The sequence below is a fragment of the Mesorhizobium erdmanii genome, assembly GCF_013170725.1.
In the GTDB taxonomy this organism is placed as follows: domain Bacteria; phylum Pseudomonadota; class Alphaproteobacteria; order Rhizobiales; family Rhizobiaceae; genus Mesorhizobium; species Mesorhizobium erdmanii.
Genome location: NZ_CP033361.1, coordinates 131,634 through 151,881, shown reverse-complemented (window position 1 = coordinate 151,881; position 20,248 = coordinate 131,634). Strand labels below are relative to the sequence as shown.

Here is a 20,248-nt window from a genome sequence, read left to right as displayed (position 1 = left end):
CTGCCACTAGGCGCGCAGCGCCCGCCGCAGGATCTTGCCGACCGGCGTCTTCGGCAACTCGGTCCTGAACTCGATGTATTTGGGCCGCTTGTAGCCGGTCAGGTTATCGCGGCAAAAAGCGGTGATGGCCTCGGCGGTGAGCGCCGGATCCTTCTTGACGATGAACAGCTTCGGCACTTCGCCGGAATGCTCGTCAGGCACGCCGATCGCCGCCACTTCGAGCACACCGGGATGCATGGCCACGACCTCTTCGAGTTCGGTCGGATAGACGTTGAAACCGGAGACCAGGATCATGTCCTTCTTGCGGTCGACGATCTTGGTGTAGCCGCGCTCGTCCATGAAGCCCATGTCGCCCGACTTGAAGAAGCCGTCCTTGGTCATCACCTTGGCGGTCTCGTCCGGCCGGTTCCAGTAGCCGGCCATCACCTGCGGCCCCCGGATGCAGATTTCGCCGACCTCGCCCAGCGGCAAATTGTTGCCGTCATCGTCGCGGATGGCGATTTCGGTCGACGGCAGCGGCAGGCCGATCGTGCCGGTGAAGTCGCCGGAAGTGAACTTGTTGGCGGTCGCCACCGGCGAGGTTTCCGACAGGCCATAGCCTTCCGAGACCGGGCAGCCGGTCAGCGCCTTCCAGCGCTCGGCAACGCCCTTCTGCACCGCCATGCCGCCGCCCAGCGTCAGGATCAGCGGCTTGAAGTCGAGCTTGCGGAAATCCTCGTTGTTGAGCAGCGCATTGAACAGCGTGTTGAGACCGGGAAAGATGTGGACCGGATATTTCGCGAGCTCCTTGGCGAAGCCTGGAATGTCGCGCGGGTTGGGAATGAGGATATTCTGGGCGCCTTGCTGCATGCCCATCAGCGCGTTCACCGTCAGTGCGAAAATATGGTAGAGCGGCAGCGCGCAGACGAAGTTGAGATGCGCGGGCTTCGGCTTGACCGTGTAGGCATCCTCGACCCACAGCGAGTTCTGCGCGACATTGGCCAGCACATTGCTGTGCAACAGGGTCGCGCCCTTCGAAATTCCCGTCGTGCCGCCGGTATATTGCAGGAAGGCGACATCATTGGCGGCGACCGTGGCCGGCTTGAAATTCATGCCGCTGCCAGCCTTCAGCGCCGCGTTGAACTTGACATGGCCAGGCAATGACCAGGCCGGCACCATCTTCTTGACGCGCCGCACGACCAGATTGACGATCGTGCCTTTCAGTCGGCCGAGCATGTCGCCCATGGCGGCGACCACCACATGCTTGACCGAAGTCCTGGCGATCACGGCTTGCAGTGTGCCGGCGAAATTTTCGAGGATGACGATGGCCTGCGCGCCGGAATCCTTGAGCTGATGTTCCAGTTCGCGCGGCGTGTAGAGCGGATTGATATTGACCACCGTATAGCCGGCGCGGGCCACGGCCATCATGGCCACCGGGTACTGCAGCACATTCGGCATCATCAGCGCAACGCGCGCGCCCTTCTGCAGTCCCGTCGATTGCAGATAGGCGCCGAAAGCCGCCGAGAGCCGCTCGAGCTCCGCATAGGTGATCGACTTGCCCATGCAGGTGAAGGCCGGCTGACCGGCAAACTGCTTGCAGGCGGCGACGAGGAAGTCGCCGATGGAACTGTAGGGAAGGGGCCCGATCTCGGCCGGCATGTTCTTCGGATAGCTTTTCAGCCATGGTTTTTGCGGCAGGCCGGCGGCGAGTTCGGTGAGCGCCTTTGGCAGCCGCTGGCCTGTCGACGGTGCCGGTTTTGGTGCCGCCGTTGCCTTCGTTGGTGATGCAGCCTTGGCCGTCGCGGCCTTGTTTGCCCCAGCCTTTGTCGGAGGCGTCTTTGCCGGCGAAGTCCTGGTTGGCGAGGTCTTTGCGGGGGCGGCCTTCGCGGCCGGCTTCGTGACAGCCTTGGGGATGGCCACAGGCTTTGTCGCGGGTGCCTTGCCGGCAGGCTTGGCGTCTGCCTTGGCGGTCACGGCCTTGGCGGCAGCCTTGCGTTGCCCGCTGGCGGCGGCTGGTTTCGAGACTGCCTTTGCCGGCTCCTTCACCGGCGTCTTCGATGCTTTTGCCACCCGTTCCTCCCTAGCAATTCTTGTTCGCCCAATTCTTGTTCGCCCATTTCTGGTCGCCCATTTCTGGTCGCTTGTGCCGCGACCGCCTCCAGATGACAGAGACGTCCTCCGCTGCCGCCAGCATATCCATCTATGTATTGCCTCTATCGGCGGCGGTGCAAGTCTTGCCCTTGCGGCAAGGCGCCGAAAGATTTGCCGTCGAAAATCTTCCCCGTCGGCGGCACTTCCAACCGGTATCTTTTCGCATCCGTGGCCCGATGAGGGCACGACGCGGGATCGCTGTCGCCAGATGCCGGATCAATAAAAAAATGAGGTCGTTAACAATCTCGTGAATGGAAAAAACTGCTAATTTTTTCTGCAATTTAGCAAAATTGCGGATTTTTTTCCTGCTTCCCGAGGGGTAAGCAAACGGGGTGTTCCAAAGCCGGAAAAACGGTGCTTATATGCGCGCTTCGCGAGCCTGATAGAGGGGCTTGGAAGAACATCAGGGAGTGCTCAATGAAAAAGAAACTCGCTTTTGCGGCCGCGTTGTTGGCTGCAAGCGTCCTGGGCGGCGTGGCCAACGCCAAGACGCTTGTCTATTGCTCGGAAGCGTCGCCGGCCAATTTCGACCCGGGTACGACGACCGGTGGCAACGATTTCGATGCCTCGTCGCGCACCGTCTATTCGCGTCTGGTCGAGTTCAAGCATGGTGGCACCGAGGTTGAGCCCGGCCTCGCCGACAAGTGGGAAATCTCCGACGACGGCCTGGTCTATACGTTCCACCTGCATCCGGGCGTGAAGTTCCAGACCACGGACTATTTCAAGCCGACGCGTGATCTCAATGCGGACGACGTCGTTTTCTCCTTCGATCGCCAGTTCAACAAGCAAAACCCCTGGAACGGCGACAAGTATCTGCCGAACCTGACCTGGGACTATTACACCGGCATGGACATGCCGAAATACGTCGCTAAGTGGGAAAAGGTCGATGATCTGACGGTCAAGCTGACGCTGACCGAGCCGAACGCGCCGATGCTGGCCAATCTCGGCATGGACTTCGCGTCGATCGTCTCGAAGGAATATGCCGACCAGTTGGCGAAGGACGGCAAGATGGCCGATTTCTCGACCAAGCCGATCGGCACCGGCCCGTTCCAGTTCGTCGACTACCAGCTGGATTCGGTCATCCGCTATGCGGCCAACCCGGACTATTTCAAGGGCAAGGAAAAGATCGACGATCTCGTCTTCGCCATCACGCCTGACGCCACCGCCCGCATCCAGAAGGTGCTTGCCGGCGAATGCGACATCGCGCCCTATCCGAACCCGGCCGACATCGGCACGATCAAGGCCAACAAGGACGTGACCCTGATGGATCAGGCCGGCCTGAACATCGGCTATATGAGCTACAACACCACCATCCCGCCGCTCGACAAGCCTGAGGTGCGCCACGCGCTCAACCAGGCGATCGACCGGGAAGCTCTGATCAAGTCGCTGTTCCAGGACGCCGGCGCCACGCCTGCCGAAAACCTGATCCCGCCGACCATGTGGTCGTGGAACAAGGACGTGAAAACGGACGCCTACGATCCGGATGCGGCCAAGAAAGTTCTGTCCGCTGCCGGACTGACCGAAATCCAGCTCTGGGCTTCCGACCGTGTTCGCCCGTACAACCCGAACTTCCAGCGCGCTGCCGAACTGATCCAGGCCGACTGGGCCAAGGTCGGCGTCAAGGCAGAGATCGTCAACTACGAGTGGACCAAGTATCGCTCGGAGGGCAAGAAGAAGGACCGTCCGGGCGCCTTCCAGATTGGCTGGACCGGCGACAATGGCGATCCGGACAACTTCTTCGCCACCCTGTTCGCCTGCTCCGCCATCGGCGTCTCGAACTACTCCAGCTGGTGCGACAAGGACTTCGAAGACCTGATCCAGAAGGCCAAGAAGACCAGCGACCAGGCTGAGCGCGCCAAGCTCTATGGAGAGGCGCAGGTCGTCTTCCAGAAGCAGGCTCCGGCCTTCCTGCTGGCGCATAGCCAAGTCTACGCGGTCGTGCGCAAGAATGTCAGCGGTTTCATGATGGACCCGCTCGGCATCCACCGCTTCGACGGCGTTGACAAGGCCGAATAAGACTATAGAGCGGGGCGGCGCAATGAAGCGCCGCCCCCCTACATCATGCTAAAATATATCCTCCACCGAATTGCACTTTTGATCCCGACGCTTGTCGGCATCACGATCTGCGCCTTTGCGTTCGTCAGATTGCTGCCCGGCGATCCTATCCTTGCCATGGCCGGCGAACACGGCGTGGCGCCGGCGCGTTACGAAGAGCTCAAGGAGCAGTTCGGCTACAATCTGCCGATCTGGCAGCAATATACGCGCTATGTCGGCGAGGTCGTGACCGGCGATTTCGGCGTTTCGATTTCGTCCAAGCGCCCGGTGCTTGAAGAGTTCAAGACGCTCTTCCCGGCGACGCTGGAGCTGTCATTCTTCGCCATGATCTTCGCCATGGTGCTCGGCATTCCGGCCGGCATCTTCGCGGCCATCAAGCGCGGCTCCTGGTTCGACCAGTCGCTGATGGGCACGGCGCTCGTCGGCTACTCCATGCCGATCTTCTGGTGGGGCCTGCTGCTGATCATCTTTTTCTCCGGCTATCTCGGCTGGACACCGGTCAACGGGCGTATCGACCTGCAGTACTTCTTCAAGCCGATCACCGGCTTCATGACCATCGACACCTTGCTCTACGGCAAATTCGATGCATTTCGTTCGGTATTGCGCCATCTGGTGCTGCCGACAATTGTGCTCGGTACCATTCCGCTGGCTGTGATAGCGCGCCAGACGCGCTCCGCGATGCTTGAGGTGCTGGGCGAGGACTACGTGCGGACGGCCCGAGCCAAAGGGCTTTCGTCGGCCCGAGTCATCGGCGTGCACGCTCTGCGCAACGCACTCATCCCGGTGGTCACCACCATCGGCTTGCAGGTTAGTACGCTGCTCGCCGGCGCCATCCTTACCGAAACGATCTTCTCCTGGCCTGGCATCGGCAGGTGGATGGTCGAATCCATATCCAAGCGCGACTATGTCGTCGTGCAGTCGGGCCTGCTCTTGATCGCCCTTATCGTCATGGCCGTGAACCTGATCGTCGATGTACTCTATGCCGTTATCAACCCGCGCATAAGGGCGGCGTGATGAGCCAGTCGACCGAAATCGCCCCGATGGCCGCCGGCAACCCGGACCGCCTCACTGGTCTCAGGACCTTCTGGTATTATTTCTCGGTGAACCGCGGCGCCGTCATCGGCCTGTTCGTCTTCATCCTGCTGGTGCTGGCGGCGCTGTTTGCGCCGCTGCTGGCTCCCTACGCACCTGACGTCCAGGACAAGACCGCGTTCCTGCGGCCTCCGGCCTGGCAGGACGGCGGCTCGACACAATATCTGCTCGGCACCGATCCGGTCGGGCGCGACATCCTCTCGCGCCTTCTCTATGGCGCGCGCTTCTCGCTGCTCATTGGCGCGGTCGTGGTCTCGCTTGCGCTCACCGGCGGCATCACGCTCGGCTTGCTGGCCGGCTATTTTCGCGGCTGGGTCGACGTGGCGATCATGCGCGTCATGGACCTCATCCTGGCCTTCCCGTCGCTTCTTCTGGCACTGGTGATGGTCACCATCCTCGGCCCCGGCCTGTTCAATGCGATGCTGGCCATCGCGCTCGTCCTGCAGCCGCATTTTGCCCGGCTGGTGCGCGCGGCCGTCATGGCGGAGAAGAGCCGCGAATATGTCGTGGCCGCAAAGGTCGCGGGCGCGGGCCATACCAGACTGATGCTTCGCACGATATTGCCCAATTGCCTGGCACCGCTCATCGTCCAGGCGACCTTGTCGTTCTCGAATGCCATCCTCGAAGCGGCAGCCCTTGGCTTCCTCGGCCTCGGCGCGCAGCCGCCGACACCCGAATGGGGTACCATGCTCGCCACGGCGCGTGAATTCATCCTGCGCGCCTGGTGGGTGGTGACTTTCCCCGGCCTTGCCATCCTGATCACCGTGCTTGCCATCAACCTTGTCGGCGACGGCCTGCGCGACGCGCTCGATCCCAAGCTCAGGAGGTCGTGATGGCGTTGCTCGACATCCAGAACCTCGTCGTCGAATTCCAGACCGCATCCGGTTCCTTCCGCGCCGTCGATGGCGTTTCGCTGCATGTCGATGAACGCGAAGTGCTCGCCATCGTCGGCGAATCCGGCTCCGGCAAGTCGGTATCGATGCTGGCCGTGATGGGCCTGTTGCCGTGGACGGCCAAGGTCACCGCCGACAGGATGAGCTTTGGCGGCCGCGATCTTCTGAAATTAGGCCCTGCCGAGCGGCGCAAGATCGTCGGCAAGGACATGTCGATGATCTTCCAGGAGCCGATGGCCAGCCTCAATCCGTGCTTCACGGTCGGCTTCCAGATCGAGGAAGTGCTGCGCTTCCATATGGGCATGGACAAGACCCAGCGCCGGGCGCGCGCCATCGAATTGTTGAAGCAGGTCGGCATTCCGGAGCCGGCGGAACGGCTGAACTCGTTCCCGCACCAGATGTCGGGCGGCCAGTGCCAGCGCGTGATGATCGCCATCGCCATTGCCTGCAATCCGAAGCTTTTGATCGCCGACGAGCCGACGACGGCATTGGACGTCACCATCCAGAAGCAGATCCTTGATCTTCTGGTCTCGCTGCAGGCCAAATACGGCATGGGCCTGATCATGATCACCCACAATATGGGCGTGGTGGCGGAAACCGCCGACCGCGTCATCGTCCAGTACAAGGGCCGCAAGATGGAAGAGGCCGACGTGCTGTCGCTGTTCGAAAGCCCAAAGAGCAACTACACGCGCGCGCTGCTCTCGGCGCTACCCGACAACGCCGTGGGCGACCGCTTGCCGACCGTCTCCGACATGCTGTTCGAGCCGGCGCCCCAGGACGTTGGTACGACTGGAGCCAGCGCATGACCAAGGTCGTCGAAGGCAAGGACATCAAGCGCGACTACCATGTCGGCGGCGGGCTGTTTCGCGGCGCGCGCACCGTGCATGCCGTGAAGGGCGTTTCCTTCAGCGTCGAGAAGGGCAAGACGCTGGCCATCGTCGGCGAATCGGGCTGCGGCAAGTCGACGCTCGCCCGCATCATCACGCTGATCGATCCGGCGACTTCGGGCGAACTGTTCATCGACGGCAACAAGGTCGACATCGCCAGGGGCGGCTTGACCAGGGAGATGCGCCGCAAGGTGCAGATCGTCTTCCAGAATCCATACGGATCGCTCAATCCGCGCCAGAAGATCGGCGACGTACTTGGCGAACCGCTGCTCATCAACACCGACAAGCCGGCCGAGGAACGGCGCGACCTCGCCATGAAGATGCTGAAGAAGGTCGGCCTCGGACCCGAGCACTACAACCGCTACCCGCACATGTTCTCGGGCGGCCAGCGCCAGCGCATCGCCATCGCCCGCGCGCTGATGCTGAACCCGAGCCTCTTGGTGCTCGACGAGCCGGTCTCGGCGCTCGACCTGTCGGTGCAGGCGCAGGTGCTCAACCTGCTCGCCGACCTGCAGGACGAATTCCAGCTGACCTATGTCTTCATCAGCCACGATCTGTCCGTGGTGCGCTACATCGCCGACGACGTGATGGTGATGTATTTCGGCGAGGCGGTCGAATATGGCTCGCGCGACGAGGTCTTCTCAGACCCCAAGCACAGCTACACCAAGACGCTGTTCGCCGCGACGCCGCGCGCCGACGTCGCTTCGATCAAAGCGCGGTTGGCGAAGAAGGCGGCCGCCTGAGGCTGCAAGCGGCAGCCGTCAGGCACCCTTCGTCCATCAGGACAGCTTGGCGATGATCGCGCGCAGCGCTTCTCCGAAACGGTGGATTTCCTCGACCGTGTTGTAGTGCACGAGCGAGGCGCGGATGGCGCCGCTGTCCATCGACAGGTTCAGGCGTTTCATCAGCCGTGGCGCGTACATGTGGCCGTCGCGGATGCCGATCTGCATCTCGGCCATTTCCTCGACGATGCGTTGCGGCGACAGTTTGCCGATGTTGAAGCAGAAAGTCGGCACGCGCTCGTTGAGGCGGGCCTCGTCGGCGACGCCGTAGATCGTCGCACCGCAATCCTTCAGCACCCTCATCATCTCGCGTGCTAAAAGCAGCTCGTAGTCGCGAATGGCGCCCATGCCGGCGACGATGTTTTCGCGACGCGAGCGGTTGTTGGAGGGCGCCAGATTGCGGCCGATCAGCTCCAGGTACTGCACAGCGGCGTCCATGCCGGAGACATTCTCGTAGATGAAGGTGCCGGCCTCGACCTTGTAGGGCGGCTCGTCGGGGATGAAATCCTCTCGAAAAGTCGGCAGCCGCTTCAGCGTGTCGAAGCGGCCCCACAGGAAGCCCATATGCGGCGAGAAGTTCTTGTAGCCGGAACAGACGAGGTAGTCGCAGTCCCAGGCCTGGACGTCGATCAGCCCGTGCGGCCCATAGTGCACGCAATCGAGGAACACTTCCGCGCCGGCCGCGTGCGCGATCTCAGCCACCGAAGCGACATCGACGATCGAGCCGATCGAATGCGCGGTCACCGTGCAGGCGACGAGACGGGTGCGATCGGAGACAAGCGGGCGCAAATCGTCGACATGCAGGTTGCCGTCCTCGCGCATGCGCCACCATTTGAATTTCGCCCCGGCCGATTCCAGCGCCAGCCAGGTAGCGATGTTGGCGTCATGGTCCATGTCGGTGATGATGATCTCGTCGCGTTCTCCCTCTGAATCCCTGGCGAGCATCTGGCCAATGCCGAGGCTGACGAGGCGGATGAAAGAGGTGGCGTTCATGCCGAAGCAGATTTCGGCCGGGCTGTAGGCATTGATCAGCAGTGCTACGCTTGTCCGGGCATCGGCGACCGACTGGTCGACGGTGACGCTGCGGCCATAGCGGCCGCCGCGCTGCACATTGTGCGAGACAAGGTGGTTGGTCACCGCGTCGAGCACGCTCTGCGGGATCTGCGCGCCGGCGGCATTGTCCATGAAAATGAAGTCGCCGGCCCGCTGCAGGGCGGGAAACATGGCGCGGATGGTGTCGACGGGGAACGCTGCGGCGTTCGCATTGCCGGTTTGATGCTTGTTCACGGATACGCTCCTGCGAAGAATTTGGCGGGTGGATCGGTTGGGAATGTCAGCGCGTCTTCTCGGTCTTGAAGCGGTCTTCAAGCAGGCTGACGAGGCGCACCATCGGCCAGAGGAAGATGAGATAGACCAGCGCCGCGCCGATCAGCGGCGACGGGTTGGCGTAGAGCGACTGCGCGTTGGTCGCTTCCTTCAAGAGTTCCGGCAGCGCCACGGTGGAGGCCAGCGAGGTGTCCTTGAACATCGACACGCAGTTGCTGGTCATCGGCGGAATGACCACGCGGATTGCCTGCGGCAGCACCACCTTGCGCAACGTCAAAAGGAACGGCAGGCCCAGCGCCTGCGACGCCTCGAACTGGCCGCGCGGAATGCTTTCGATGCCGGAGCGGAACACTTCCGCCGAATAGGCCGACATGATGAAGGCGAACGCCGTCACGGCGGACGCCCAGGACGACAGGCGTATGCCGAGGAAGGGCAGCGCGTAGTAGATCAGGATCAGCACCACCAGCACCGGCAGCGCGCGAAAAATATCGGTGTAGCCGACCGCCAGCCAGCGTACCGGCTTCGGCGCATAGAGCCGCAGCAGGCTGATCACCAGGCCGATGGGAATGCCGATGCTGATGCTCAGGATGCCGAGCAGCAGCGTGTTCAGGAAACCGCGCAGCAGCGCCGGCAGGCTGGACATGATAACATCGGGATTGAAGAAAGTGTCGATCAGCGACATGGGAGCGTTCCCGAACCGTTTTGCGTCCCGTGACGCTGGAGCAGGGCCCGGAAACACCGAAAGCGGTTTTGCCGCGCTGACCTGTGGTTCCGGGGAAGGATCATCAGTGAAAACGAGGCGTGCCGGCCTTTGAGCCGGCACGCCCCTGTTCTGAGTTGCCGCTCAGGCCTTCGGCAGCGGCATTTCCTTGACCGTCGAGGAATCGGCCGGAGCGTCGCTGCCGAACCACTTCTTGTGGATCGCGGCCAGTGTGCCGTCCTTCTTCATCGCGGTCAGCGCGTCGTTGAGCTTGCCAAGCAGCGGATGGTCCTTGGTCATCATCAGACCGTACTGCTCGCCCGTCTTGATGCGCTGCTTGACCTTCAGGTCCTTCATCTTGGTGAAGGAGTATTCCATGCCCGGAATGTCGCTGACGGCGGCGTCGACGCGGCCGGCGCTGAGGTCGAGCAGCAGGTTCTGCTGGGTATCATAGCCCTTCACGTCGCTGAAGCCGTCGGCTTCCTGATGCGCCTTGACCCAGGTCTCGCCGGTCGAGCCGGACAACACGCCTACGATCTTGCCCTTGAGGTCGGCCTCGGCGTTGATAGCGCTGTCGGTCTTGGTGGCGATGCCCATGTCGGAATCATAGTAGGGCTGGGTAAAGGACTGCGACTTCAGGCGCTCCGGGGTGATGGTGATCGAGGAGATGGCGACGTCGATACGCTTCGAGGTGGTGGCCGCGAACAGCGCCTGGAAGCCGAGGTCGGCGATGTCGGTGGTCATGCCGATGCGCTTGGCCGCCTCATTGACGATGTCGACTTCAAAGCCCTCGAAGGTGCCGCTCTCGTTCTTGTATTCGAAGGGCGGATTGGTCGGATAGGCGCCGACATTAAGCACATCGGCGGCGTGAGACGTGGCCGGGCCGGCGGCGATGCCGATGGCGGCGGCGAAAAGGATGAGGTTGCGACGGTTGAGCTTCATTTGGTGTTCCCTCTGGGGTGTTCCCTCTGGTTGTTGATCGGACGGGGCTGTCCCCGCACGGTTTCTTGCCGTCCCACCTCCCAGCGGGGCGTCAATTCATGGCAGCGACCATCCGCGTTCGGCGAAGGTCCCTGTATGCAGGTCATGGATTTGGCCGCGCACATCGAGAGCAGAGCGCACGCTGGATGACGACTGGGGCAGCATGAACGACAAGGACTGAACCCCTTCCACCCGAAGCACTACGATGGACTGCACGGCAAGCCCCGCCGGCACGGCAGTCACTATCGGTTTTGAATGCTTATCCAAAGTGGGACGCTTTTCAAGGCGAAAGTTTTAAGCTTAAAAAGCTTGGCGGGTCTGTTGCTCCGGCGATACGCCTTTTTTTGCCAGGCCGCGCCCGTCTAAGCCAATTCGTCGCGTGCGGCTGCAGCGTTGGCCGCGGCGCCGGCGCCCAGAAACATCGTGTCGCTGGCCAGCACGAAGAAACTCGCGCCGATGGCTGCCCAGCGGCTGATGGTCTGTGGGCTGGCGCAAAATATGCCCGCGGCTTTGCCATGCGCGATCGTCGCGCCGATGATCGTCCTGATCGCCGCATTCAGCTTGTCGGCGCCTTGCGCTCCGATCGCGTCGATCGACACCGAAAGGTCGCCGGGGCCGACGAAGATCACGTCGACGCCATCGACGGCCGCGATCGCGTCGATGTTGGCGAGCCCCTCGGCTGTCTCGACCTGGACCGCGACGACGGTTCTGTCATTGGCGCCGGTAAGATACTCGGGAATGCGATAGCCATAGCCGGCGGCCCGGCCAGGCCCGACGCCGCGCTCGCCCAGTGGCGGATAACGCGAGGCTTTGACGGCCGTCGCGGCTTGCGCGGCGGTTGACACGCGCGGCACCAGCACGCCTTGCGCTCCGCTGTCGAGTGCCGCCTGGATGGCTTCCGCCGCATGGCCGGGAACGCGCACCATCGCCGGCACGCGATGGACGTCCGCCGCGCGCACCATGGTCTCGATCATGTCGCGCGAGATCTGGGCATGCTCCCAGTCGATGCAGAGGAAGTCGAGGCCGGCCAGCGCCATCACTTCGACCGCGACGGGATGGGGAATGGCGGCAAAGGAGCCGACGAGGTTTGCCTTGCCGATGCATTTCTGGCGGAATTCGTTCATGCCGGTCCCTTTTTGTCTGGCCCAAAGTCATATCCGCAAACGACACCCAGGCGAAGCTATTTCAGGCTTGAAATATTCTGGCGCGGGCCTAGCGTGTGGCCTCCCGCCGCGAGTTCCCGAGATGATCAAAGCGCATCCCTTGCACGGCCCGAACAAACTGAAGCTCGGCGTCTTTTCAAGCAATGCCGATGGCGGCCTTGCCATCACCGATGTGCCGGAGCGCTGGACGGCGAGCTGGCAGGACAATCTGACGGCGGCGCAAATAGCTGACCGCGCCGGGCTGGAGTTCATGCTGCCGATCGCGCGCTGGCGCGGTTTTGGCGGCCGCAACAAGGTTCGCGAATGGTCGTTCGAGACCTTCACCTGGGCAGCGGCGCTTGGCGTCGCCACTGACCGGATCGGGCTGTTCATGACCGTGCACGTGCCGCTGGTGCATCCGCTCTACGCCGCCAAGGCGCTGGCGACGGTCGATCACATCAGTAAGGGCCGCGCCGGCCTCAACATCGTCTGTGGCTGGAACCCGAAGGAATTCGGTATGTTCGGCACGCCGCTGGTCGAGAAGGGATATGAGCAGGCCGCGGAGTGGATCGAGATTCTCGAGAAGCTTTACGCGTCGACGGAGCCTCTGGACTACGAAGGCACCTATTATCGCCTCAGGGAAGCCGTCAGCCGGCCGGCGAGCCTGCAGCTTCCACGCCCGGTGACCATGAACGCCGCTTTCGGCGGTCCGGGCCGCGATTTCGCCGCCGCCAAATGCGATTACCTGTTCACGACCTTTTCCGAACTGAACGATGCCGGCAAGCATGTCGCCGACATCCGCGAACGGGCCGACAAGGTCGGCCGCGACGTCGGTGTCTATACGGTGGCGCACGTTGTCTGCCGCCCGACGATGGAAGAGGCGCAGGCCTATTACAACAGATATGCCGTCGATATGGCCGACCACGAGGCGGTCGACGCCCATATGGCTGGCAAGAAGGAATTCTCGCAGTCGCACGACCCGCACGCCTATGACCGTTACCGCCAGCGCTTCGCCGGCGGCGCCGGCACCTATCCGTTGATTGGCACACCGGAAACGATCGCTGCCGACATGGCCGCCATATCGGGGCATGGCTACCAGGGCATCGCGCTCTCCTTCGTCAACTACACCAGGGAATTGCCCTATTTCTGCGATCAAGTGTTGCCGCTGCTGAGGCAGGCAGGCCTTCGCGGGTAATGACGACAGATCAATCCGGAATGACGGCCGTCGCCTGAATCTCCACCTTGGCGCGGTCCTCGACCAGCGCCACCACCTGCATGGCGGCCATCGCAGGAAAATGCCGGCCGATCACCTCACGATAGGCTTCGCCGATGCCCCTGAGGTTGGCCAGATATTCGGTCTTGTCGGTGAAATACCAGGTCATCGAGGTGATGTGCCGCGGTTCGGCCCCGGCCTCGGTCAGCACCGCGACGATGTTTTGCAGCGTCTGCCGCACCTGGCCGACAAACTCGTCGGTCTCGAACTGGCATTGCCCGTTCCAGCCGACCTGTCCGCCGACGAAGATGAGCTGCCCACGCGCCGCGACGCCATTGGCGTAGCCGACCGGCTTGGCCCAGCCTTCCGGCTGCAGAATCTCGTGCATGTCTAGCCTCCCGGTATTCCTGAAAACCAACTCTCGAAATTGTAATGCTCGTCAATGTCTAGCCGTCAGGCCGCGCCCATCATTTGCCGCGCGATGACCACTTTCTGCACGTCGGAAGCGCCCTCGTAGATGCGCAGCGCGCGGATCTCGCGATAGAGGCTTTCGACGATATGGCCCTTGCGCACACCGTCGCCGCCGTGCAGTTGCACCGCCTTGTCGATCACCTCCTGCGCCTTGTCCGTGGCAAACAGTTTGGCCATCGCCGCTTCGCGCGTTACCCGGGCGGCACCCATGTCCTTGGTCCATGCCGCGCGATAGACCAAAAGAGCGGCCGCGTCGACGTCGAGCGCCATGTCGGCGATGTGGCCCTGGACCATCTGCAACTCGCCCATCGGCGCGCCAAACAGTTTTCGCTCGGCCACCCTTTTGAGGCTTTCGTCCAGGGCGCGGCGGGCAAAGCCAAGCGCCGCCGCCCCGACGGTCGAGCGGAACACGTCGAGCACCGACATGGCGATGCGGAAGCCGTCGCCCGGCTTGCCTATCAAGGCGGCAGCCGGAACGCGGACATTGTCGAAGGACAGCCGCGCCAGTGGGTGCGGCGCGATCACCTCAAGCCGTTCCGCGATGCCGAGGCCCTTCGTCTCGGCCGGCACGATGAAGGCGGAAAGGCCCTTGGCGCCTGGCGCCTCGCCGGTGCGGGCAAAGACGATGTAGAGATCGGCAATGCCACCATTGGAGATCCAGGTCTTCTCGCCGGAAAGCACGTAGCCATCGCCGTCGCGGGTCGCCGTCATTTCCATATTGGCGACGTCCGAACCCGAACGAGGTTCGGAGAGCGCAAAGGCGGAAATCGTCTCGCCGGCCCGCGTCCTAGCCAGCCAGTGTTGCTGCTCCGGCGTGCCGAATAGCGTGATGGCCCCCGTGCCCAGCCCTTGCATGGCGAAGGCGAAGTCGGCGAGCCCGTCATGCCGCGCGAGAGTCTCGCGGGTGATGCAGAGCGTGCGGACGTCGAGAGGGCCGGGATTGTCGGTGTCGAGTGCTGTTGGCTTCAGCCAGCCGTCACGCCCGAGTTTTTGCACCAGCTCGCGGCAGGCGGCATCGATGTCATGGTGGTCGACAGGCAGGTTTTTGGCGCACCAGATTTCGAGGTGCTCGGCGAGCTGGCGGTGGTGGTCTTCGAAGAAGGGCCAGTTGAGGAAGGAACGGTCAGGCATTTGCGCCTCCGCGGTACTCGGAGCGTTGCGCTCTACGGCGCCCCCCTCTGTCCTGCCGGACATCTCCCCCACGAGGGGGGAGATTGCCAGCTTCGCCGCCGGCGCTTTTCCTGCGACGTTGGTGATTGGCGAAAGCGGCAACAACAGCTGATCTTCCTCCTCGTGGGGGAGATGTCCGGCAGGACAGAGGGGGGCGCTGTCCCGCCGGTATGTCCTTCCAGAGCGAAACCAACATCTCAATTTCCCTCGAACACCGGCTTTTCCTTGGCCACGAACGCCTTGTAGGCACGCTCGAAATCGCGCGTCTGCATGCAGATCGCTTGCGCCTGCGCTTCGGCCTCGATGGCCTGGTCGAGGCCCATCGACCATTCCTGGTTGAGCTGCGTCTTGGTGATGCCGTGGGCGAAGGTCGGGCCGGAGACGATGCGAGCCGCCATGTCGAGCGCGTCGGCTTCGAGCGAAGCAGCATCGACCAGCCTGTTGTAGAACCCCCAGCGCTCGCCCTCGGCGGCCGTCATGATGCGGCCGGTATAGAGCAGTTCGGCGGCGCGGCCCTGGCCGATGATGCGCGGCAGGATCGCGCAGGCACCCATGTCGCAGCCGGCGAGGCCGACGCGGGTGAACAGGAAGGCGGTCTTGGCTTCCGGCGTGGCGATGCGGATGTCCGAGCTCATGGCGATGATGGCGCCAGCGCCGACCGCGACACCGTCGACGGCTGCAATGATCGGCTTGCCGCAGTTCAGCATCGCCTTGACGAAATCGCCGGTCATGCGGGTGAAAGCCAGGAGCTCTTTCATGTCCATCTTGACCAGCGGGCCGATAATGTCGTGGACATCGCCGCCCGAGCAGAAATTGCCGCCATTGGAGAGGAACACCACGGCCTCGACATCGTCGGCATAGACGAGGTCGCGGAAGGTGTCGCGCAGCTCCGCGTAGCTGTCGAAGGTCAGCGGGTTCTTGCGCTCCGGCCGGTCGAGCCGAACCTTGGCGATCCTGCCCTCGACCTCCCAGAGAAAATGCTTCGGCTTGCGGCCGGCCATCCCGGTCATTCCCGTCCCTCCCAATTGCTGCGGAACGAGGTCAGCATGCCGGTCAGCCGGCGCGCGTCCTCCTCGCTGACCTTGCCCAGCAATTCGCCGATCCAGCCCTCATGCGCGGCGGCGATGGTGGCAAAGGATTTGCTACCTTCGTCGGTGAGCCGCACCATTGACGTGCGGCGGTCGCCATTGCGGCGCGCACGCGCCACCAGCCCTTCCGAGACCAGCCGGTCGACGATGCCGGTGACATTGCCGTTGGACACCAGAAGGAAGCGCGACAGGTCGCTCATCAGCATGCCTTCCGGCGCGCGGTAGAGCGCAGCCATCACGTCGAAGCGCGGCAGCGTCGTATCGAATTCCTTCTTCAGGCGCTCGCGCAACTCGGCCTCGATCGTGCGCGAGGCCCGCAGCAGCCTGATCCACAGGCGCAGCCGGTCCTTGCCGGGTCCCGACGGCACGGGCAGGGGACCGGCTACCATGTCTCGCCTCCTGAGATGGAAATTGCCTGTCCGGTGATCGATGCCGCCGCATCGCCGCACAGCCACAGCACGGCGGCGGCGACCTCCTGCGGCTGGATGAAGCGGCCTTGCGGATTGGTCGAAGCAAGGCTCGCCCGCGCCTCGCCGGCCGAACGCCCGGTCTTCTCGACAATGCGCTGGATGGACTCTTCCAGCATATCGGTTTCCACAAACCCCGGACACACCGCATTGACGGTCACCCCGGACTTCGCCGTCTCCGCCGCCAGTGCCCGCATCAGCCCGACGACGCCATGCTTGGCCGCCACGTAAGGCGCGACATAGGCGTAGCCTTTCAATCCGGCGGTGGAGGCGATGAACACAATCCGCCCCGATTTCCGCGCGGCCATGCCGGCCAGCGCCGGCTTCACCGTCAGGAAGGCGCCGGTCAGATTGACGTCGAGCGTCTTCTGCCAGTCGGCCAGCGCGGTCTTGTGCGCCGGCGTGCTGCCGGCCATGCCGGCATTGGCGACGACGATGTCGAAGGTTCCGCGCGCTTTCTCTGCTGTTTCGTAAAGTGACGCCATCGCCGCCTCATCGGTGACGTCGGCGGCGATGCCATGGATGCGGTCACTTTCGCTGGTCACCTTGGCAAGTCCCGCTTCGCGTCGGCCGCAGATGGTCACATTGACGCCAGCGCCAGCCAGCGCCAGCGCGATGACCCGGCCGACACCGGAGCCGCCGCCGGTGACCAGCGCATGCTTGCCGGAGATCGCCGTTGCGGCCGTCATACTTTCAGCCCCGCGACGGCATCACGCTCGGCCAGCCTGTAGAGCTGGTCGCGTCCGGGCAGGTAGGGATCCGGCCATTTGACGCCGCGGTCGTTAAGTGTCACCGCCGCATGCAACGTCCAGTACGGGTCGGCGAGATGCGGCCGCGCCAGCGCCACCAGGTCGGCGCGGCCGGCCATCAGGATCGAATTGACATGGTCCGGCTCGTAGATGTTGCCGACCGCCATTGTCGCCATGCCGACCTCGTTGCGGATGCGGTCGGAAAACGGCGTCTGGAACATGCGGCCATAGACCGGCTTTGCCAATGTCGAAGTCTGGCCGGCCGAGACGTCGCATATATCGACTCCCGCCTCATGCAGCAGCCGCGCGATCTCGACCGCGTCGGCGGGCGTCACGCCTTCGATGCCGACCCAGTCATTGGCCGAAATGCGCACCGAGATCGGTTTGTGCGCCGGCCAGGCCGCACGCACCGCGTGGAAGATTTCAAGGGGATAGCGCATGCGATTCTCAAGCGAACCGCCATAGTCGTCCGTGCGCTGGTTGGTGACCGGGGTGATGAAGGACGACAGCAGATAGCCGTGTGCCGCGTGGATTTCCAGCATGTCGAAGCCGCAGCGATCGGCCATCTCGGCCGAAGCGACAAACTGGTCGCGTACCCGATCCATATCGGCGCGGTCCATCGCCTTTGGCACCTGATTCTGCGGTGACCATGCGACGGCCGATGCCGCCATGACAGGCCAGTTGCCCGAGGCCAGCGGCACGTCGGTGCCTTCCCAGCCCAGTCGGGTCGAGCCCTTGGCGCCGGAATGGCCGATCTGCGCGCAGATCTTGGCCTCGGTCTCGGCGTGGACGAAGCCGACCAGTCGCTTCCACGCCACCTCGTGCTCGGGCGCGTAGAAGCCGGGACAGCCAGGCGTGATTCGCCCTTCGGGACTGACGCAGGTCATCTCGATATAGACGAGGCCGGCGCCGCCCTTGGCCCGCTCGGCGTAGTGGGTGAAGTGCCAGTCGGTCGGACAGCCGTCGACGGCCTTGTACTGCGCCATCGGTGAGACGACGACGCGATTGTTGAGCCTGAGGTCGCGCAACTTGAACGGCGCGAACATCGGCGCCCGGCGCAGCCTGTTGCCGCCGGCGCCGGCCTGGCGCTGAAACCATTCTTCTGCGCTTTCAAGCCATTGAGCGTCGCGCAGCCGCAGATTCTCGTGGCTGATGCGCTGCGAGCGAGTCAGCAGCGAATAGTTGAACTGCACCGGATCGAGGCCGAGATAGCGCTCGACCTCCTCGAACCATTCCAGCGAATTGCGCGCCGCCGATTGCAGCTTCAACACCTCGGTGCGGCGCGCATCCTCATATTTGCGGAAGGCGGCATCGAGGTCCGGCTCGGTTTCGACGTACTCGGCCAGCGCGACGGCACTTTCCAGGGCGAGTTTGGTGCCTGAGCCGATCGAGAAATGCGCCGATGCCGCCGCGTCGCCCATCAGCGCCAGGTTCTTGTACGACCAGCGCTCGCACAGCACGCGCGGAAAATTGATCCAGGCCGAGCCGCGGATGTGGTTGGCATTGGTCATCAGCGCGTGGCCGCCAAGATGCTTGGCGAAGATGCGCTCGCAGGTGGCGATCGATTCCTGCTGCGACATCGAGCCGAAGCCGAAAGCCTGCCATGTCCGCTCGCTGCACTCGACGATAAACGTCGCGGTCTCGCTGTCGAACTGGTAGGCGTGCGCCCACACCCAGCCATGCTCGGTCTTCTCGAAGATGAAGGTGAAGGCGTCGTCGAATTTCTGGTTGGTGCCGAGCCAGACGAACTTGCATTTGCGCGTGTCGATGTCGGGCTTGAAGATATCGACGAAGGTGTTGCGCGCCCGCGAATTCAGCCCGTCGGCGGCAACCACCAGATCATGCGTCTCCATATAAGGCTTGGGATCGGCGATGTCGGTCTCGAACATCAGCTTGACACCGAGTTCGCGGGCGCGGCGCTGCAGCAGGATCAGCAAACGCTTGCGGCCGATGCCGCAGAAACCATGCCCTGAAGAAACCGTGCGCACGCCGTCATGGATGACGGCGATGTCATCCCAATAGGCAAAATGCTTCTTGATCCATACGGCGCTGACCGGATCGTTTTTCGCGAGGTTATCGAGCGTTTCGGCCGAAAGCACCACGCCCCAGCCGAACGTATCGTCGGCGCGGTTGCGTTCGAACACCGTCACATCGTGCGCGGCGTCCCTCAGCTTCATCGAAATGGCAAAGTAGAGGCCGGCTGGTCCGCCGCCGAGAACCGCAACCTTCATCCGTGCGATCTCCTCTTCGCTTGCTGTTTTGTGAGTATCGCGCCGGCGGCAAGATATTTCAAGCTTAAAGTTTTATATCGAAATCATTGTGCGGACACTGGGGTGGCGCGCTTGCGTGCCGACGCGCAAGCGCGCGCTAGAGCAATTCCAGGAAAAGTGTGAACGGTTTTCCCGGGAGAAGCGCATGGCGCTTCCCCTTGGGAATTGCGTCATAACAAAGAGCTAGAGCAGTCCGCCGTTTCCGTGAAATGGCGGACTGCTATAGTCATTTGTCCGGGTTCTTCGGGCTCCACAGGACGGTCTCGGCTCCCTTCTCATAGGCCATGCCGTCGGGGTAGCTGATCGCTTCCAGTTGCAGTCCCCAAGGCGCCTGGAAGTAGAGAATGGTCTGGCCGGCGGCAGGCCCTTCCTTGACCGGTAGCGGCCCCATCCTCGTCTTGACGCCCTTGCCGTCGAGATAGGCTTTCGCCGCGGCGACATCGTCGACATAGAAGGCAATGTGAAAACCGCCAATGTCGCTGTTCTTCGGCGTCAGGTCCTTCTGGTCGGGCGCGGTGTATTTGAACAGCTCGATGTTCGATCCATAGCCGCAACGCACCATGGTGATCTGCTCGATGACAGCCTTGGGATCAACGCCCAGAAGATCCTGCATGAAGGTGCCCTTGTCGTCGGCGAACGGCCCGAACGACATCGCCTTCTTGCAGCCGACCACCTCGGTGAAGAAGTCGACCGCCTGCTTCATGTCGGGGACAGTTATGCCGGTATGATCATGGCCGCGCATGCCGGGGATCGAATCGGCCGAGGCCAATCTGGCGCTGCCAAGGACAGCGGCGGCGAGCGCTGCAGTGCGAAGTATGGTCTTCATGTCAGT

18 protein-coding genes are annotated in these 20,248 nt (G+C 62.9%); 6 read left to right on the top strand and 12 right to left on the bottom strand.

Features of this window, described 5'->3' with window-relative positions:
• Positions 1–6: 6 nt before the first annotated feature.
• A complete protein-coding gene (locus EB233_RS00710; RefSeq protein ID WP_064990469.1) occupies positions 7–2,049 on the bottom strand; it encodes a long-chain fatty acid--CoA ligase in 2,043 nt (680 codons plus the stop codon).
• Positions 2,050–2,547: 498 nt separating this feature from the next.
• On the opposite strand from EB233_RS00710, the gene EB233_RS00705 reads away from it, so the two are divergent.
• Genes EB233_RS00705 through EB233_RS00685 form a run of 5 tightly spaced genes read left to right on the top strand, consistent with a single transcriptional unit; the run spans position 2,548 to position 7,800 of the window.
• Positions 2,548–4,146, top strand: a complete 1,599-nt coding sequence (locus EB233_RS00705; RefSeq protein WP_027052583.1) for an ABC transporter substrate-binding protein — start codon at positions 2,548–2,550, stop codon at positions 4,144–4,146.
• 45 nt (positions 4,147–4,191) lie between these two features.
• Complete coding sequence (locus tag EB233_RS00700) at positions 4,192–5,199, top strand: ABC transporter permease subunit (RefSeq protein WP_027052582.1); 1,008 nt, start codon at positions 4,192–4,194, stop codon at positions 5,197–5,199.
• A complete protein-coding gene (locus EB233_RS00695) occupies positions 5,199–6,110 on the top strand; it encodes an ABC transporter permease subunit (protein WP_027052581.1) in 912 nt (303 codons plus the stop codon). Before EB233_RS00700 ends, EB233_RS00695 begins: the two co-directional genes overlap by 1 nt.
• Positions 6,110–6,976 (top strand): ABC transporter ATP-binding protein, encoded by an 867-nt coding sequence (locus EB233_RS00690; protein WP_081294160.1) that lies wholly within the window; start codon positions 6,110–6,112, stop codon positions 6,974–6,976. The genes EB233_RS00695 and EB233_RS00690 overlap by 1 nt, the downstream gene beginning before the upstream one ends.
• Positions 6,973–7,800, top strand: coding sequence for a dipeptide ABC transporter ATP-binding protein (locus tag EB233_RS00685; RefSeq protein ID WP_064990470.1), 828 nt, complete (start codon positions 6,973–6,975; stop codon positions 7,798–7,800). The genes EB233_RS00690 and EB233_RS00685 overlap by 4 nt, the downstream gene beginning before the upstream one ends.
• 36 nt (positions 7,801–7,836) lie before the next feature.
• Here EB233_RS00685 and EB233_RS00680 read toward each other — a convergent pair whose 3' ends face one another.
• The 4 genes from EB233_RS00680 to EB233_RS00665 form a co-directional block, all read right to left on the bottom strand.
• Positions 7,837–9,126, bottom strand: a complete 1,290-nt coding sequence (locus EB233_RS00680; RefSeq protein WP_064990471.1) for a cysteine desulfurase-like protein — start codon at positions 9,124–9,126, stop codon at positions 7,837–7,839.
• A 46-nt stretch (positions 9,127–9,172) separates the two neighbouring features.
• Positions 9,173–9,847: an amino acid ABC transporter permease gene (locus tag EB233_RS00675; RefSeq protein ID WP_027052578.1), complete on the bottom strand. Its 675-nt coding sequence runs from the start codon at positions 9,845–9,847 to the stop codon at positions 9,173–9,175.
• Between the two features lie 162 nt (positions 9,848–10,009).
• A complete protein-coding gene (locus EB233_RS00670; RefSeq protein WP_064990472.1) occupies positions 10,010–10,807 on the bottom strand; it encodes an ABC transporter substrate-binding protein in 798 nt (265 codons plus the stop codon).
• Positions 10,808–11,208: 401 nt separating this feature from the next.
• The gene (locus EB233_RS00665) at positions 11,209–11,970 is read right to left on the bottom strand and encodes an HpcH/HpaI aldolase family protein (RefSeq protein ID WP_064990473.1); all 762 of its coding nucleotides are present in this window, start codon (positions 11,968–11,970) and stop codon (positions 11,209–11,211) included.
• A gap of 121 nt (positions 11,971–12,091) precedes the next feature.
• Here EB233_RS00665 and EB233_RS00660 point away from each other — a divergent pair, with 121 nt between their 5' ends.
• Positions 12,092–13,183, top strand: coding sequence for an LLM class flavin-dependent oxidoreductase (locus EB233_RS00660; RefSeq protein WP_064990474.1), 1,092 nt, complete (start codon positions 12,092–12,094; stop codon positions 13,181–13,183).
• Positions 13,184–13,193: 10 nt separating this feature from the next.
• Here EB233_RS00660 and EB233_RS00655 read toward each other — a convergent pair whose 3' ends face one another.
• The 7 genes from EB233_RS00655 to EB233_RS00625 all read right to left on the bottom strand — a co-directional run bounded on the left by EB233_RS00655 (position 13,194) and on the right by EB233_RS00625 (position 20,242).
• Positions 13,194–13,589 (bottom strand): RidA family protein, encoded by a 396-nt coding sequence (locus tag EB233_RS00655; protein WP_064990475.1) that lies wholly within the window; start codon positions 13,587–13,589, stop codon positions 13,194–13,196.
• 65 nt (positions 13,590–13,654) lie between these two features.
• On the bottom strand, positions 13,655–14,803 hold the full coding sequence (locus EB233_RS00650) for an acyl-CoA dehydrogenase family protein (RefSeq protein WP_064990476.1): 1,149 nt from the start codon (positions 14,801–14,803) through the stop codon (positions 13,655–13,657).
• A 236-nt stretch (positions 14,804–15,039) separates the two neighbouring features.
• Entirely contained in the window at positions 15,040–15,852 is an 813-nt protein-coding gene (locus EB233_RS00645; protein WP_064990477.1) for an enoyl-CoA hydratase family protein, read from the bottom strand.
• Positions 15,849–16,319: a MarR family winged helix-turn-helix transcriptional regulator gene (locus EB233_RS00640; RefSeq protein ID WP_027052571.1), complete on the bottom strand. Its 471-nt coding sequence runs from the start codon at positions 16,317–16,319 to the stop codon at positions 15,849–15,851. The genes EB233_RS00645 and EB233_RS00640 overlap by 4 nt, the downstream gene beginning before the upstream one ends.
• Complete coding sequence (locus EB233_RS00635; protein WP_064990478.1) at positions 16,313–17,086, bottom strand: SDR family NAD(P)-dependent oxidoreductase; 774 nt, start codon at positions 17,084–17,086, stop codon at positions 16,313–16,315. The genes EB233_RS00640 and EB233_RS00635 overlap by 7 nt, the downstream gene beginning before the upstream one ends.
• Entirely contained in the window at positions 17,083–19,377 is a 2,295-nt protein-coding gene (locus EB233_RS00630; RefSeq protein ID WP_064990479.1) for a bifunctional salicylyl-CoA 5-hydroxylase/oxidoreductase, read from the bottom strand. The genes EB233_RS00635 and EB233_RS00630 overlap by 4 nt, the downstream gene beginning before the upstream one ends.
• A gap of 265 nt (positions 19,378–19,642) precedes the next feature.
• Positions 19,643–20,242, bottom strand: coding sequence for a VOC family protein (locus tag EB233_RS00625; RefSeq protein ID WP_064990480.1), 600 nt, complete (start codon positions 20,240–20,242; stop codon positions 19,643–19,645).
• Positions 20,243–20,248: the final 6 nt, after the last annotated feature.